Annotated in this window: 12 protein-coding genes; 8 read left to right on the top strand and 4 right to left on the bottom strand. The window is 55.5% G+C overall.

Annotated elements, in window-relative coordinates; all coding sequences use genetic code 11:
* Positions 1 to 8: 8 nt before the first annotated feature.
* On the bottom strand, positions 9 to 572 hold the full coding sequence (locus EPY72_RS17305; RefSeq protein WP_135807239.1) for a TATA-box-binding protein: 564 nt from the start codon (positions 570 to 572) through the stop codon (positions 9 to 11).
* Between the two features lie 117 nt (positions 573 to 689).
* Here EPY72_RS17305 and EPY72_RS17300 point away from each other — a divergent pair, with 117 nt between their 5' ends.
* Positions 690 to 998 carry a hypothetical protein gene (locus EPY72_RS17300; protein ID WP_135807238.1) on the top strand — a complete coding sequence of 103 codons (309 nt, stop codon included), beginning with the start codon at positions 690 to 692 and terminating at the stop codon, positions 996 to 998.
* 15 nt (positions 999 to 1013) lie between these two features.
* Here EPY72_RS17300 and EPY72_RS17295 read toward each other — a convergent pair whose 3' ends face one another.
* The 3 genes from EPY72_RS17295 to EPY72_RS17285 form a co-directional block, all read right to left on the bottom strand.
* Positions 1014 to 5087, bottom strand: coding sequence for an Eco57I restriction-modification methylase domain-containing protein (locus EPY72_RS17295; RefSeq protein WP_135807237.1), 4074 nt, complete (start codon positions 5085 to 5087; stop codon positions 1014 to 1016).
* Positions 5088 to 5089: 2 nt separating this feature from the next.
* Positions 5090 to 7966, bottom strand: a complete 2877-nt coding sequence (locus tag EPY72_RS17290; protein WP_135807236.1) for a helicase-related protein — start codon at positions 7964 to 7966, stop codon at positions 5090 to 5092.
* A 119-nt stretch (positions 7967 to 8085) separates the two neighbouring features.
* A complete protein-coding gene (locus EPY72_RS17285) occupies positions 8086 to 8316 on the bottom strand; it encodes a helix-turn-helix domain-containing protein (RefSeq protein WP_135807235.1) in 231 nt (76 codons plus the stop codon).
* A 714-nt stretch (positions 8317 to 9030) separates the two neighbouring features.
* Between EPY72_RS17285 and EPY72_RS17275 the strand changes: the two genes are divergently transcribed.
* The 7 genes from EPY72_RS17275 (at position 9031) to EPY72_RS17245 (ending at position 15564) form a co-directional block, all read left to right on the top strand.
* On the top strand, positions 9031 to 9987 hold the full coding sequence (locus EPY72_RS17275; protein ID WP_135807233.1) for a hypothetical protein: 957 nt from the start codon (positions 9031 to 9033) through the stop codon (positions 9985 to 9987).
* 128 nt (positions 9988 to 10115) lie between these two features.
* Positions 10116 to 10898 (top strand): DUF8168 family protein, encoded by a 783-nt coding sequence (locus tag EPY72_RS17270; RefSeq protein WP_135807263.1) that lies wholly within the window; start codon positions 10116 to 10118, stop codon positions 10896 to 10898.
* A 426-nt stretch (positions 10899 to 11324) separates the two neighbouring features.
* On the top strand, positions 11325 to 12299 hold the full coding sequence (locus EPY72_RS17265; RefSeq protein ID WP_135807232.1) for a hypothetical protein: 975 nt from the start codon (positions 11325 to 11327) through the stop codon (positions 12297 to 12299).
* Complete coding sequence (locus EPY72_RS17260) at positions 12299 to 12964, top strand: 3'-5' exonuclease family protein (RefSeq protein WP_135807231.1); 666 nt, start codon at positions 12299 to 12301, stop codon at positions 12962 to 12964. Before EPY72_RS17265 ends, EPY72_RS17260 begins: the two co-directional genes overlap by 1 nt.
* A 186-nt stretch (positions 12965 to 13150) precedes the next feature.
* Positions 13151 to 14203 carry an HNH endonuclease gene (locus EPY72_RS17255; RefSeq protein WP_135807230.1) on the top strand — a complete coding sequence of 351 codons (1053 nt, stop codon included), beginning with the start codon at positions 13151 to 13153 and terminating at the stop codon, positions 14201 to 14203.
* A 102-nt stretch (positions 14204 to 14305) separates the two neighbouring features.
* Positions 14306 to 14830, top strand: coding sequence for a hypothetical protein (locus tag EPY72_RS17250; protein WP_135807229.1), 525 nt, complete (start codon positions 14306 to 14308; stop codon positions 14828 to 14830).
* 197 nt (positions 14831 to 15027) lie between these two features.
* Positions 15028 to 15564 (top strand): hypothetical protein, encoded by a 537-nt coding sequence (locus EPY72_RS17245; protein WP_135807228.1) that lies wholly within the window; start codon positions 15028 to 15030, stop codon positions 15562 to 15564.
* Positions 15565 to 15639 lie beyond the last annotated feature (75 nt).

Genomic DNA, 15639 nt, shown 5'->3' with positions numbered 1-15639 from the left:
GTGCTGGGTTAGTCCCTTAACCCCAATTCTACTAACTTCTCTGTGAAATCTTGAAATGATTGATTTGCCTCCTTTCTTGAAGTTGCCCCTGTAATAACCACTTTTCCACTAGCGAAGACAAGAAATACTGGATCGGATTCATTACCTCTATAGATTAATCCCGGGAACTGCTCTGGTTCGTATTCCACATGTTCAAGGCCCGCAGCAATTGCTAAGTGTGTGAGGTTAAGCTTCTGGCTTAACTCACCAACACACACCAAATTCTTAATATCCAGTGAAGGGGTATCTCGTATTACTGGCTCCATTGCGTTCTCAACCAGTTCTACAAGCTGATTCAATTGTTCAAATGAACTACAACCAACTAATGCACAGGTTCCAGATCGATAGAAAGCCACGTATTTCGACCCCTCATTAAATCTAAACCTAGTTTGAAGCCAGTGGTTTTCTTCAGGAGAATAGTTGACCTCAGACACTACACTAGAAGATTCTAATAACTCAGCAACTGCCTCTAAGTTTAACTCCCTATGGAAATCAAGAATCCCGACAATATTCGCTAACTCAACATCAGTCACGATACTAACTTCCTTTACGAGGGCAAGGGTAATTGATGTTGCTTCTTGTCGACGGGGGGTGCTCTAGGAAGGCCACTTGACGAATTGCTTAAGAAGATATGTTTAATAGTTTCTCTTATGTCGGAGAAGGCCTACACATCGGAAAATGGCCATCCAAGGCTAAAGGAACTCGAAAGGAAAGTTGTAATTCGTCACCAGTATAAACGGGGTGAGCAAGCCGGTGAAGCGGTTCAAGCCAAAATACGAGATGGGCATATAATTTATAATAATCAGAAATTCTCCCCATCGGGGGCCGCTCGTGAAGCGAATTCAGATGTTACGAATAGTGAATATGAAATAAATGGATGGACATGGTGGGAATTTTTTGGTGAGGAAAAAGAAGAGTGGGTGCCTTTAGAAACCCTAAGAACTGACCCTCAACAATAATTTCTATTAGCGAGGTCAGTCGCTCACTAGTTCTATTTCATCATATGTCCGTAGGCAATTTCTCTTCTGTTTATAATCACCATACTCTTCCCTCTGTTTTTTCTCTAATATGTCAAATGATTCTAAAACATACTCGAAGTCACTTCGGTTTAGTCCATATAACTTTGAGACTGCGGCATCGATTTCAGCTCTGAGTTGGGCTCGCTCTTCTTCGTCCCACACATAAGGCCCTGACTCGATCTCGACATCATTTCCTAATGGATCTAATGAGTGGGAAGTCCATATTAGTTTGAGCCCGCGCTCAAATAGGAACTGATCAAGAGATTGCTCCTCTCCACCATATTCAACACTGTATTCTGATAGCAACTCTGGTTCAGGCATTGGGAGTTGTTTTAGGATATATAGGTTTATTGACGCACCGCTGAGAGATTGTCGCAGAATGAAATCAAATGCAAATGAGGTGAATAGTGTAGTGAAAATAACCACCTCCTCGCCCGATCTGTCCTTAGAGAAAGTAAGAACAGGTGCTTTGTTACTGAATGGGTAGAAAGGAGCGATTGTTCCCATTGCTGTCCGCTGATCGCTAGTAACTCTCGCAATATCTCGGAAGGTAAATATCCATTCACGGTCCCAATTCATTTCAGATTTCAGACTCTCAAAGTCGCCCTCTTCTATCCAGTATCGAGGAACAATTTCATAATCCACACTCTGTTTCTCTGTAGTAGACGGAGTCCTAGTACTGGCTCTTCGAGTAAATCGAGAGTCTTTAGAGACTCCTTCAAAAGTCCCGAAACGATGATCGAATTGATGAATATACTTCGCCTCATATAGCGGAAGGTAATTTTCCTCGGCAGGATTGTCACTTTGGAAGATACCGTTCTTATCAAGTTCATATCCTCGCTCCCGAAGAGATTCAAGCGTGTTATTTTCGAATAAGCCTGAATCTCCCGTCATATCGACGACCCGATGGTATGTTAATCCCCACGGATTATTTTCTGACTCCTCATTAACTAATACAGGGAATTTATCATAGATCGAAACTGAAATATCCCTAATACGTTTGTTCTTGAAGGTCGGGCAGCCCTTTGTATTCGGATTTATCGCTTCTATCTGGTCCGGGGTTAATGTATACTTTCTATTGCTATCATTTAGCATTTCGATATTTGTATTATAGAATGACAACTCAAATTCGGAAACTGGGTTTTCGTCCCCTGTGAGAGTGAGTAGGCAAAACCGCTCATTTGGATGAACGTCAGGGAAGAGTCCTTCACTGTTAACAAAGCTATATAAAGTCGATAACTGATTGTTTTCTACGAAATGAGCAAATAGATCTCTCGTCCGATAGTCTGTTGCAATACCTGTCTTGACGACCATCCCTACTCTTCCAAGATCGCTTACTAACTCAGAGTTTGAGAGTTCTGTAAATATGGGATAGGTATTGACTTCACCAGATCCAGATAACGGATAGCGTCCAGATTCCCGTATGAATTTGGACGTTTGGGAAGACCGTTTGGACGCTAACTCCCATTGCTTATAAAGATCCGAGTTCGATTCTTCCAGATCATTAATAAGTTGTGAACGGTGCCCTTTCGAGTCAGACTCCGCTATTTCAGGAACCTTTCCGGCAAACCATTCTTTTTCTTCTACTTTTACTTTATCCCACGGAGGATTGCCTAAGACACAATCAAAACCAGATGAAGACCCACCGAACACTTCCGGGAACTCAAGTTCCCAGTGGAAGAATCGCTGCTCCTCCGCAAGCTCAGTAGCTATATCTATCAAATCCCGAAGCTCTTCGTCATTCGGATACGGGTTACGACGGATTTTTTCGATTGTCGAAGGGGATGGATATTCCTTCGCTGAACCATCCATTGGCCAGTAAAACGCTGCTGTCCAGATATCGTACGCGAGTTTCTCTTGTTGGTACGCCTCTGACTGCTGGAGTTCGTCGTACAGCTCCTTCTTTTTCTCTATGTCTTCCGTATCTTCCTCTTCGATCTCATCAATCTGTTCAGCGATATCCACATACTCCTCCTTGCCCGCACCCCATTGTTGCAACGACGACTCTGAGGAACCCTTAGACCGTTCCTTGTTTTCGCTTCTAATCCGCTTCCGAATCTCATTCCCGACGTGCCAATCACGGCCACCGGCGGTTTCGTACGCATCAACGGGGAATTCTCCTTCCAGAAGTTTCGAATTGGTTCCAATCAGGGAGTTTCCGCATTTGATGTGGTGGTCGAGGAAGTTCAGCGGTTTGTCTTCCACGGCGGAATTGATCCACAGGCTGACCTTCGCCAGTTCGACGGCCATTGGGTTGAGGTCAACGGCGTAGATACAATGCTGGAGGACATCACGACGTGCCTCACGTATCTGCTCTTCAGGTGGATAGTCACTGTCAGTCCGAATACGAGCGAGTCGCTGTGCGAGGAAATTGTTTGCAGCTATCAGGAACGCCCCACTTCCGCTTGCTGGGTCACAGACCGAGATATCGAGGAGAGCATCTTCTTTTTTCTCAGCTGTGGCAGCATCTTCGAGGCGATCTTCTACGACGGGCTTGAGCGAACTCTGAACGAGTTCCTGTACCAGTCCGGGATCCGTGTAGTAGCTCCCGGTCTCTTTCCGTTCGGTTCCTCGATCATCGAGATAGAACTCACCGTGAGAGACCGTTCGGTCTTCTAGCTCAACAACCTCGGTTGCAAGCTTCGGTGTGAATTCGAGAAGGCTCTCGTAGACGGAGCCAATCTCCTCAACGCCGAGGTCGGCGTACGAGATGCGCTGGCGAGTCCCCTCGTGTTCGATCAGCGTTAGATCCTCGATTGCGTCTAAGAGATCGTCGTTGTAGCACTCGCTTTCTGACACCCATTCTAACCGATCCGAGTCGAAGAGCATCCCATTGTAACAGGGGACACCCAGTTCATCATCGCCCTTCTCGACGAGACGGAACGTGGACTGCAATCCGTGCCACAGGTCGCTGTTCCGGTCACTCCTGTTCGTGCGTGTTTCGGCCTTCTCACGGAGGTTCGTAATGCTGTACTCGTCAGTGTACAGACTATCACGAGAAGCCATCATTCCCCGTTGCTCTGCATACATCAGGAAGAGCAGGCGATACACCACCAGGAGAACCTCCTGATAGTACTCCTTGGCTTCCTCCTCTCCACCTTCTTCGAGGTATTCTCGAATCTCCTGATTGAGTAGTCCAGTTCCTAGCGTCTCGATGGCGCTTACGACGTTGGACTGGAGGTCTTGACCGACCTTGACCCCGGTTGATAGAGCGACCTGATACAGTTGCTCCAGCGGGGTTTCGACGTCATCCTCTTCATCATCGGCGACAACGGGCTCGATGAACCGTGTGGCGTGGCAGAGCCGGTAGAGCGCCCGGAAGTCTCCGTAATCCCGGCTCGTGAACATATTCTCCAGATCGAACTCCACGTACCCACGGGTGTACGTGTGGTAGAAGTCTCGAAGAATCCGGAGCGTTAGTCCGTTGGTCACGACGGCCCAGTCGTGTTTGTCGCTGGCGTTCAGGAACTCCTGGAGCGTGTCGTGTGGACTTTTGGCTCCACGGGGAGCGTCCTCTGGTTTCTCGTCCAGCTTCTGCTCAGGTTCGACGGTATGGATGATCGGAGCCGTCCGCCCCTCCATCTCGCCGTAGCTTTCGATGTCACCGTCGGGCCAACCCTTGTGGGAGAGATTCGCCTCGATGCCGCCTGCTTCGAGATTCTCACGCTGGAAGACCGGTTCGAAGCCGAGATTCTGGAACAGCTTGAGGATCCACTTCGTACGAGCGTCCGAGATGTCCATATGGAACAGCGTCTCGTCCATCGTGAGCTCGTCCCACCGCTCTCGAAGCGTGTCCCACGTATTCCCGATCTCCGCTTCGATGTCGGCCTCTTCGGGCGGCTCCGTGTCCGGTAACGCAAAGGTCTCCGGTCGGACGGCCGACTCCCCACAGTGACGCTGGCGGAGTTTGCTCACCAGTTCGTCCGTGAGCAGGCCGCCGCTAGTGTTGATAAACGTCGTTGACCCGGTTCGTGGCGTACTGGAACTCGATTCTGTTTCGTCTTCGGTGGAGGGGGTATCGATACTCATCGTTAGTTGCTTCCGTAGTAGACGGTGACAGTCAGCAGATCTTTACTCGCAATCTCGACGTCGTCGATGCCGGACAGCCAGCTTCCGCTTCCGGATTTCTCAAGCTCCGTTCGCATCTCCGTTCGCTGTTCGACGATCTTGTCACGGCGCTGTTCCGCCCGGTGTTGGAGCGTCTGCTCGAACGCCTCGTGTCCGAGTGCTGCTTCGAGATCGTCTTCCTTCTCCATCTGTGTCAGCTGAACCGGTTTTGCTTCGCTTTCCTCCAGCGCCTCGACGATGTCCTGATTGAGGGGCTCGTCCCTGTAGATCGGCAACCCGACCTGCACCAACTCCTCCATAATCGTTGGGTCAGGCTCGGTGTCTGCCACATATCGAACCAGTGCTGTATACACTGCCGTCGGCTCACTCACCTCATCGGTTCCCCGTATGGCTGTCCGCCCATAGCGATCCTCGTCGGTCAACGCAGTTTCTTTGACGGCTTCGATGAGCCGCTGTACGAGCGGATGGGCGATGTCGAGCATCTCCGTGTCCGAGGACTGGGACGCCTCGTTCGGATCGAACGTCACGTCCTCGTACTCTCGGTCGATATCCGGTCCTTGAAGCCGGTCAGCAGTAATCTTGATGTCGAGGTGGCCTTGGACGTTCATCTCGTACGAGCAACTGAACAAGTCCAAAGCGCTCTTCACGAACTGTTCCAGGGTTCCCTGACCGCCGATCCGCTGGTGCGTCTCTTCTTGGCGCTTCTGAACCTCTTGCAGTCCGACTTCGGTGTGTCCGTAGAAGGACTCGGACTTAATCCGGTCGAGTGTCTCGTCGTCGAAGACGCTTGCACTCTCACGCTCTGCTGGTGCGGAACCGCCTCCGAACTCTTCGAGTGTCGCCTGTGGAACGCCCGCGTCGATCCCCTCGTCTTTGAGGAGTTCGAGGATACCCTCGTCGTCACCGAAGTACGGCGGTGAGAAGCCGTACTCCTGCCTGATGTTGTTCGCTTTCTGGACGAGCTTTTCGAGGATGGCGACGTCCATCTGGTCCTCGACCACCATCGTTCGGATGACGACCTCGTCGGTCTTCTGACCATACCGGTCGATTCGGCCGTTCCGTTGCTCCAGACGATTGGGGTTCCACGGCAGCTCGTAGTGGATGATCTGGTTCGCCGCGTGCTGGAGGTTCATGCCCTCCGATATCACGTCGGTGGCGATGAGAACGCCCCGTGTAGAGTCCTCAAACTCTTTGAACCGTTCCTTCCGCTGGGCTTCGTTCAGCGATCCGTGAAGCGTGAAGACCTCTGTTTCGTCGCTCTGCGAGTCCTTGATCTGCTCTTCGAGGTACTCCAGCGTGTCCACGTACTTCGTGAAGATGATGACACGGGGGTACTGGAACCGATTGGGAAGTGTCTCGTCGAGAAGCCGCTGAAGCTTTGCGTCACGGGTTTTGGTGACTCGCTCCGCCTTCTCTGCGACGTCTTCGAGAACGTCCAGCTCCTGTTCGATGGCGGCTTTGTCACCCGTGACGACTCGCTCGACTCGTTCCCCGACCTCCTCCTCGCTGTACTCTTCACCGGGGTCGTCGTCGAGTGCATTTGCCTGTGCCATCGACTCAGAGATTCCGGCTGTTTCCTCGATTACAGTCTGGGTGTCTTCCTCGTCAAGATCCTCCAACCGACCTTCGAGTTTGTCCTGGCGGTTCTTCAGAGATCGTCGGAGGGCTTCGGGACTGCTCAGCGCTCGCTTGAGGAAGTGAATAACGGACCAGCGTGCCAGTGTCTGGCTCTTGGAACTGGAACGCTGTGCGGAGGACATCAGCAGTTCACCGTACTCCCGAACGGCGTCGTACGTCTCCTTCTCGTACTCCGTGGGTGTGACCCGAACCTCGTCTTGGTCACGCTCCGGGAAGGGACTCTTCCCCTCGCTATCGGAGAACCACTGCTTGACGTCATCTCGCCGGCGTTGAACCACGTGCTTTCGGGCAACGTCTCGATGAATAGTGGGATTGTGTCGAGGCCCGGAGACAGCGTCGACGTCGAGCATCCGGATCAGACTGGCGAACGAATCCGTGTACCCGTTGTGAGGCGTAGCCGTCAGGAGGAGACAGTGTTCGGCGTGGTCGGTGATCTCAGTCGCAAAGTCCCAGCGCTGCATATCGACCGTTTCGTTCGCCCCGGATTCGTGGGGCTTCGCCGCTTGGTGCGCCTCGTCAATGATGACGAGGTCCCAATCTTGATCAAGAATCTCGTGCCGGACGCTATTCTGCTTCGCATAGTCGATGCTGACGATGAGCTTCGAGAAGTGTTCCCACGGACTGGTTCCTGGCGGGATCTCCTTTTCCATCGCCTTTCGGTGGCGTCGGCTGATGATGTCCGCATCGATGTGGAAGAAGTAATTGAACGCCTCACGCCATTGTTCCCGAAGATTCGCAGGCGTGATGATGAGGATTCGATCAGCCTTGTTGCGAGCCATAAGCTCACTGGTGATAAGACCCGCCTCGATGGTTTTCCCGAGACCGACGTCGTCCGCCAGTAGCATCCGGACCCGGGGCATATCGAGAGCCATCACAACTGGGGTAAGTTGGTACTCGGTTGGGATTACTCGTGATCGCTGGAGGCTCACGAGCGGGGCCGTCCCGTGGAGCATAGAGAGACGATATGCCCGATTCAGTAACCGCTGAAACTCGGGATTGCCGAGCTTCTTCGGGTCTGGCGGTTCTAAACTACCTTCCTTGATGTTCTCAACAGGCGTATAGAATCGATGCCGGTCAGCTGTGTTCCCATCCAGGGGGGTTGCCGTGACAACGTTTCCGTCGACAGCGTCAACTCTCCAGAGTCTGTTACGGTTTTCTACGACTGTTCCTGGCTGGATATTTGAAGGGAGTTGTGAACTCATTTGTTAGAGGCTTAAGATAGTCCTACGTTGGCTTCTGAAGATGCTTATAACCTGCAGAGAGAGCGCACTTATCTCTACCGGGAATAGAGTTTGTGCCAGATACGGCGACGGACAAATGACTATTCAGCTAGCTCCCAAAGAAGAGAATTCCCAACTTTTCTGCTTCTAACTTCCCCTTCCTCTTCGAGAGATTTCAATTTCAGATAGGCGGTTCGACGGTCACAGCCAACATAATCGGAGATGTCCGTCGTTCCACTTGGACCGAGTTCGGCTATCGCATCTAGGAACTCTTGGGGAGGATATTCCTCAGTAAATTTCCCACTTTCTTCGTCCCGGTCCCGGTCGGCCATAGTACTGACGTGAGTGCCATTTCACATATGACTGCTGGATAGCCCTCCATTAGTCAAGCGTCCAAAGGTTTATGCCAATGGACGATTGACTAATGGACACGAACTCAGCCGTTGGGCACTGATCAACAGAAGTGCCCGGGTGTTGCAGCACCCAGGCTGGGTTCCGAATACCGTCCGAGAACCCATGAAGAACTCAACTTCGAAAACCCAAGAAGGTAGCGACAGGCCACTGATTGAAGACATACATCAATTAAATTATATTTCGCTCGGGGAAGGGGCCGCGACGTGTCAAGTGTGCGGCTCTTCTCTTCGGGAGGGTGAAGCGGTCGCAGTGTACGTGTTTCGGCCGGCTGGTGAGGTGATGTTTCAGATCGGTCACGTAGTGTGCGGTGACGAGGGTCATGAGCTTCCCAAGGAGTACACGCTTGGTGTGCGGGAATTGCTTGTCGAGGGCCGCATCGGAGTGTGCTCGGACGGGGCTACGCAGTCGTCGTGGCCGGTGCTGTTGGATCCCGAAGTGGTGGGAGTGAGTGCGGAGGCGACGAAGTCGGTTCGGAAGATCCCAGATGGTGGATCACCTGCGAACGTCGCGTCGGACATTGAGGAGCCAGAAACGTCCGAGACGCGGGCGAAGTTGTCCCGTGACGAGGCGAGGCGTCGTGCGAGTCGCCCAGAGGGTGATGTAGTTCGCGGGTTGTTCTGGGGTGGTGAGCGATGACATCGGATGAGTCGGGGCTCGTTGATTCACATCTCGATGTCGAGGTGGAGCTGCCGCGGTCAGTGGAGGAGATGTTGCTGCCGGACGTGTACATTGGGCTCGAAATCGACCTGCTGTCTCCTGGTGATGGCATCGTCACGGACCGGCACCACGCGTCGGCGGAGCGGTACGAGTCTGACGATCCAATGAATCAGATCGAGGGGCAGATCTCACCATTCACCCTGTCAGGTTGGCTGCGGCACGGGTGCGAGGAAGTCGTCCAGATCGCTGGCGCGACTGCGTGCCACCCGGGAGAACCGAACGCGGATTACATGCGCGCGAACGTGTACGAGCGCGACCTCGAATCGGGGTACCACAAGAAAGGTGAGTGTCTCGACGAACACGACGATGGATGTGTCGTCTACGACTTGTTCGGTGGATTCGGTGATCAGCCGGGGAAGTTGCTGCGTCGCCCGGTGTCATTCTCACCGATCCGGCGACAGGTGGATGTCCTAGATGGAGAGGCGGAGGCGCACTATCGACAAATCTCGAATCAGGTGCGGTCGCGGAACGAGGAGGACGGTGGGCAGCCGCTCCGCCAGGCGGATCGTGACGTGCTCGGGAACGTTGACGGGACGTGGAAGCTGACGCTCCGCGAGCTGAAGCCGGAGTTCGTCGGGCTACTGTTAGAAGCGGTGTCGTTCCTCGACGCGCACAGCGACGAGTTCGAGTTCCAAGTTGGCGGCGCTCGGAATTTCGGTGCCGGCATCGCGGACGCGTGGGTGATGAATCCGCTGTACAGTGAGCGGGAGGTGCGGCGGGTGTTCAATCGTGCGCAGGCAGTGACGCAGGCGATGGAGGAGAAGGACGAATTGTGGACCTCGGAGTGCCGACCGGCGTTCGTCAAGGCGTTGCAGGCGCGTGTAGCGGCGCGTGATGGTGATGTGTCGATGCCCGGAGGTGGGTCGGCATGACCGATCCTGACGAGTCGACTGAGGAAGGGTTGCAGCCGCCGACGGAGTCGATCCGGCCGTTCGTGTCACGGACGGACTCGGAGCGGGAGGCTGCTGAAGTGGAGGTCGACGGGTTGAGTGTCGATCCGTTGGTCGCAGTGTACCGGCATGACGTGCATAAAGCGCGAATGCGGGGGCATGAGCATGCTGCGGAGTCGTTCTGCGGAGTGCGGGTGAATGAGGCGGTGCCGCTAGGTGCAGATCGGGATGCAGCGTTACTCAGTCGTCCGTGTGGAGAACCGGAGCAGACGCTGGATGCGCACGAGTCGTGGTTCCGCGTGTCGTTGTTGACTGGGCAGCAGGCGTCGGCGATGGAGCCGGTCGGTGATATTGGCGGAGCGTTGTACGACGTGATCAGTGGTGAGGAGTCGACGGCGCTGCACGCGGCGTGGCTGGATGCAACGGTGCCGTCGTTGTTCAACGAGTCGCCGTACTACCCGTACACGTCGTTGAAGTACCACACGTTGCTGGTCGCGGCGCTCGTGGATAATTACCGGTCGGGGTTCGAGTTCGATGAGCTGTTCCTCGCGGTCAGCGAGCGTGATGGACCGGCTGATTCAGTGGTTGTGCCGCATCGGACGGTGCTGACGACGCCGTCGTTTGCGGTGCACGTGACGGGTGCGCCGGGTGGGCGGCTGGCGGCGCGGCTTGGTGCCGGGCCGGCGCGGTCGTTTGCGGATGTGTGGTCGCGGCTCCCGGCTGTACCGTTCGCTGTGGATGAGGAGCGGCGGTGGCGCGTGCTGGATGCGCAGTTGCGACGCATCCGGTCGTGGTCGACGGCGCTCCAGTACATCGAGGAGTATGTCGCGGCGCTGGGACCGGTGGGTGCTGGAGCGGCTGCTGGTGCTGGGGGTGATGCGCGTGATGCGTGATCACGGTGTCGTGGGTGCTGGTGGTGAGAGACCGGCTGGTTTCTCCGGGGAGCGTGCCTGTTTGGCCCGTGGCACTGGAAACGGGGTGTGTGGATCGGTCGGTCGGCGGGGGACCGTGTTCGGTGGTTGCTGTGTCGATGACACTGGAAATGGGGTGTGTGGTTCAAGCGTGGGCGGTCGTCGAGATGACACTGGAAACAGGGTGTGTGTCCGGCTGCAGTCTGCTTCGACCGTATCCGGAGGTGCTACATTCGGGCGTGTGAGCGTCTCTGTGGGTCGTGGCACTGGAAACCGGGTGTGTGGTGGAGTGCTGTGGTGGGGTGGCAGATCGTGGTCGCGCTGCGGGGTGAAAGACACTGGAAACGGAGTGGGTGCGTGCCGGCCGCCTAGCGACGTGGTTGCCCAGCGCCGTGTGGGGTGGTGTGCGTGACGCGGATTCAACAAGTGTTGTTCGAGCTGGACGGGCAGTACCTCGGGCACCCGTATTTCGTGACGGGGAACGCGTTGTTCAACGCTGTTGCGCGGCGTGTCGACGGTGAGACGCGGCGGTCGCTCCAGGTGAGTCACGGCGTGTTCCTGCCGGGCGAGTACGGTGCGTACCCTGCGGCGGCGTCGCAGGATGGGTATGCAGGGAAGCTCGGGCAGTCGCTGCCTGCTGTTGAGGCGTACGAGGATTTGTTCGTGTTCCGTGATGCGGCGCAGCGATGGTTGCTGGATTCGCGGCCGCGAGACGCGCACAACGCGCTCGACCTGCAACGGCACGGTGGCCGAGTGGCGTTCGACGACACGTGCTGGTTTGGCCGGCCAGCCGGGCAGCGGAACCAGCGGCGGTCGGTGTCGTGGTACGTGCACTGCTATCTCCACAGCGAGTCGCGCGGCGACGATGTCGTCCCGGTCGATGCGGACGTGCTCGACGGACTGCAGGTCGGCGGCGCGCGGAACTACGGGTTTGGCGACCTGTCGGTCGTTGCAACGCAGGTCGTGGACGTGGATTCGCTGGACTACTCACGGCTGGAGGCAGCGCAGTCGAGCGGTGAGGCCTGCCGGATCGAGTTAGTGTCCCCGTACGTGCTGGATTCCGAGCATCCGAGTGGTGATCCGCAGAGCGTGCCGTGGTGGTGGCGTGTCGACACGGCGGAAACGAGGTCCGGGCTGTCGACGGGCGAGTTACGGCGCCGGGAGACCCGGCTCGCAGATGGTGCCGAGTCGTACGTGGTGGACACGGTAGATCACGGGCAAATCGTCGAGTATGCTGGTGATGATCCGGTTGAGACGGCACGGAACGGCGTGCTGCGGGTTGGGACGCATTCGCGGTTCGGATTCGGTGAGTTCCGCGTCCGCCCGGCGACCGAGGACCGTGTTCCCGAGCGGGACGCTACGCACGCAGGGGGTGACGTGTGATGGTGTTGGAGCAAGTGGCGTTTGATATTGAGACGACCGGGTTCGACGCGGTTGATGTCGTGACGACGGTCGGGTTTGCGGTGCCGCTGGGTGTGCGAGTGTTCGTGCAGACTGACGGGAGAGACGCGTCAGGTATTGAGGCGGCGGTTGAGTCCGCAGTGTCAGAGACGCTTGTGAGCGTGTCTACCCACGCGTGTGAACGAGAGCTGTTGCTCGCGGTGTCCGAGTTCGTTGCGGAGCGGTTCCGTGATGAGGACATCCTGCTGGTCGCGTACAACGGGGAGACGTGGAACGGCGGGTTCGATTTACCGTTCCTTCGAACGCGGTACGCGCACCGTGAGTTGGCGTGGCCGTTCGTGGACGCGCCGTATGCGGATATGATGCCGGTCGTCACGGACCGATTCAACACGACAGTGGATGGCGCCGACCAGGGTGGCCTCGTAACGGCGTACGACGTGTTGTGCGACGGCCCGTACGGTGATCTCGACCCGTTCGATGATAGTGCGGCGGCTGTAGCGGCGTTTGAGGACGGGCGGTTCGCGGAGCTCGTGTTGCATAACGTCGCGGACGTGCTGCGGACGCGAGCGCTCGGCCGTATCGCCGAACGATACTGTAGCAAGTCCGAGTTCCAAGTGAAGTCACTCACCCCGACCAGAGAGGTGTAGCATGCGTCGCACACACCCACCCCCGAGATCGGCACGCCAGCACCCTGGCTCCAGCACTCCACTCAGCCCAGCTGGACTACCGATCTCGACCCAGTCGTAGCGATCCCTGCGCACGTGCGGATTGAAGCGATACAGCACGCAGTACCCGGCGTATCGGCGCGTAACTGACCACCACGAGGACGAAGCATGGCAGAAACTACGGCACGACGACACGGCGAATCGAGCGGTGACCGAACGAAGAGCGGCGAGTCCGAACAGCCCGGGCACTGTAACTGTCACGAGACGGTTGACCCGGATACGCGTCAAGACGTTCTAGAGGAGTACAAGCACCGCTGCCAGTCGTGCGGGCGGCGCAGCCCGGCGGAAGGCGGGTTGGCGACACTGCACGTCCATCATATTGAGCGGGATCCAGACGGGATGGGCGAGCACGACCTGGAGAATTTGACGCTGCTGTGCCGCCCCTGTCACAGCTGGGTGCATCAGCAGGCGACGCCGGGTGAGTCACCGGTCACGATTACGGAAGCAGACCGAAGCGTCCTCCTCCCGCAGGACGTCGAAGTGTTGCAGTACTTGGCGACACACGGGCCGACACGGACCGGAGACATTGCGTCCGGGATGACCGCGGACCTGTCAGTGTCTGCGGTCCGGGAGCGCCTCTGGGTGTTGATGGGGCTCGATAACCGGATCGAGTCGCGCGACCGGCAGATCGTCGACAAGGACATTGAGACTGGCGAGTGGGGGCTCGTCGATCAGATCGAGAACTCAGCGCGCGGCCACATCCCAGACGACCAGCAATTACTGTTGCAACGGATGGAGGACGAGCAGGTTCGGCAGGCGTTAGAACGCGGGTGCGACCGGAGTAACATCACGGAGGTGCTCGGGATCTCCCGCCGTACAACGTTCAACAAAGTGAAGCGAGCATACGCGTACGATTTCCCGCTGGACGCGTTCGGACGCGGCGGACGTCCGACTGGGTCCCGCCCGGAACAGAGCACAGCGACGGCTGAACACGAGTCTGACCAACAGCAACGGCTCGACGACGTCGCCGAACAGGAGAGCATCGATCTGGGACGGACTGAGACATGGGGCACACCGAAATCGAACTCGGCAGCGGACGTATCGCGTGATAGTGACTCCCGGAGTGGGCGACCCGGAGATGATGACCGTATGAGCGATGAATTGCGGGCACACCTACAGGAAGCTATCGAGTCGTTACAAGAGGCAAACTCGACCCTCTGACCGACGAATCGGGTGTCGTGTTGCTGGATAGAGTGGGTGTGGTCAGCAAGTAGACCCGCTCCGTCCATAGATACTATACATTCTCCTGAAAACGGATCGTGTATGGTCGAGATTATTGGAACACACCGATTGAGTGAATTTCGAGACAATAATGAGAAACATGTGTTCCCTCAAGACGAGCTTTCGCAGATTCGACGAGCAATTGAATCCGTCCCAGAAGATGTGTTTTTAGAGTCTGAGTCTGGCCGCGAAGTTACAGAGTTTGACCGAAGAGTCGGACAAAGCTTGACGAAGTACTCGCTTGAAGGATCGGATGAGTGCGCATTGTGGGACGACGAGGGATTCAATCATAGTGTAGACCTGTATCATCCAGAGCAGCGAATCGCCATAGAGTTGGAAAAATCGGAGAGAAAATATGTCTGGAAGGATCTCGCAAAGTTCGGGCGAGGTGCACACACCGAAGTAAATGAGCGGAAAAAAGTCGAATTTGGGTGTCTCGTGGTACCGGACTACTATTCGGGTAGTACAGTCTTTTCCGGGACACGGAAGATGCTCAGATTTATGGAACCAATGCTCGATCTCCATGAACTCGTAATCCTTGGATTCAGTAAACCTGACTCCGAGTGACGTTCCCTCACGTAGATTCGCGTGATTTGGACGAATCGAGAATGCGCAGTATACGTGCCCAGTATTTCAGTACGAGTGGATAACCGTTACCCGACGTTGATTGAAAGTCCCATATTCGGTACGCAGACTTTCCTAACGGATAGTTCAACGAGAAGTACTGTAAGACTCTCTTTGGAAGCTGTTCTATGACACCTTCTGTGTATCTCTATCATCTTGCTCCCCGGCAAGCACTTGAGGCGATCACACAAGAAGGGGTTCAGCCGTCCGACAGTACCCACCGTGACTCGCTTGAGGCCGATCTGGCTGCAATAGCCGCTGAAAAAGACATCGCGTTCCCCATTGATCGTCAAGAGTGTAGCTTTCTCTATCCCTCGTTGGAACTGGCAGTTGAAAATTTGTCTCCAGCAGATGGTCGTGAGCTCTCTATTCCGGAGATAGTGGTTGTTATTGACGCGACGAAAATTGAGCGGCCACTGTATATGGCGGAATTCCAGTTCATCTCCGATGCGATTGACTTCCAATATTTAGAGGAACCCGACGACGTGATGATATCAGAGTCGTACGAGGACGCGCTCACGAAGTATGTTACATCCTTGGCTGAGATTCCCGCGCTAGATAGAATTGAACCGCTTAGCGAACAGTACTACCGTCCGGAAGTCGTAGTTGAGGACGGCATCTCTCCCGCGTGTATCACCGAATATTTCTCATTGAAAGAGGTCGTAGGATCCTGCTGAATTGAGAGCGCGTATTCAGTAATAGCGTTTGTGGCTGTAGAAACGGTTTACTTTAGATTTTCTAGGATCTGGAGG

The organism is Halorussus marinus, assembly GCF_004765795.1.
Classification (GTDB): Archaea; Halobacteriota; Halobacteria; order Halobacteriales; family Haladaptataceae; genus Halorussus; species Halorussus marinus.
The sequence above is the reverse complement of the archived record's forward strand: the minus strand, read 5'-3'. Positions and strand labels throughout refer to the sequence as shown.

Bases quoted from the DNA above. Each gene is read 5' to 3' on its own strand.
- EPY72_RS17300 (WP_135807238.1), top strand. From the start codon at position 690: ATGTCGGAGAAGGCCTACACATCGGAAAATGGCCATCCAAGGCTAAAG.
- EPY72_RS17295 (WP_135807237.1), bottom strand. From the start codon at position 5,087: ATGAGTATCGATACCCCCTCCACCGAAGACGAAACAGAATCGAGTTCC.
- EPY72_RS17290 (WP_135807236.1), bottom strand. From the start codon at position 7,966: ATGAGTTCACAACTCCCTTCAAATATCCAGCCAGGAACAGTCGTAGAA.
- EPY72_RS17285 (WP_135807235.1), bottom strand. From the start codon at position 8,316: ATGGCCGACCGGGACCGGGACGAAGAAAGTGGGAAATTTACTGAGGAA.
- EPY72_RS17275 (WP_135807233.1), top strand. From the start codon at position 9,031: ATGACATCGGATGAGTCGGGGCTCGTTGATTCACATCTCGATGTCGAG.
- EPY72_RS17260 (WP_135807231.1), top strand. From the start codon at position 12,299: ATGGTGTTGGAGCAAGTGGCGTTTGATATTGAGACGACCGGGTTCGAC.
- EPY72_RS17255 (WP_135807230.1), top strand. From the start codon at position 13,151: ATGGCAGAAACTACGGCACGACGACACGGCGAATCGAGCGGTGACCGA.
- EPY72_RS17250 (WP_135807229.1), top strand. From the start codon at position 14,306: ATGGTCGAGATTATTGGAACACACCGATTGAGTGAATTTCGAGACAAT.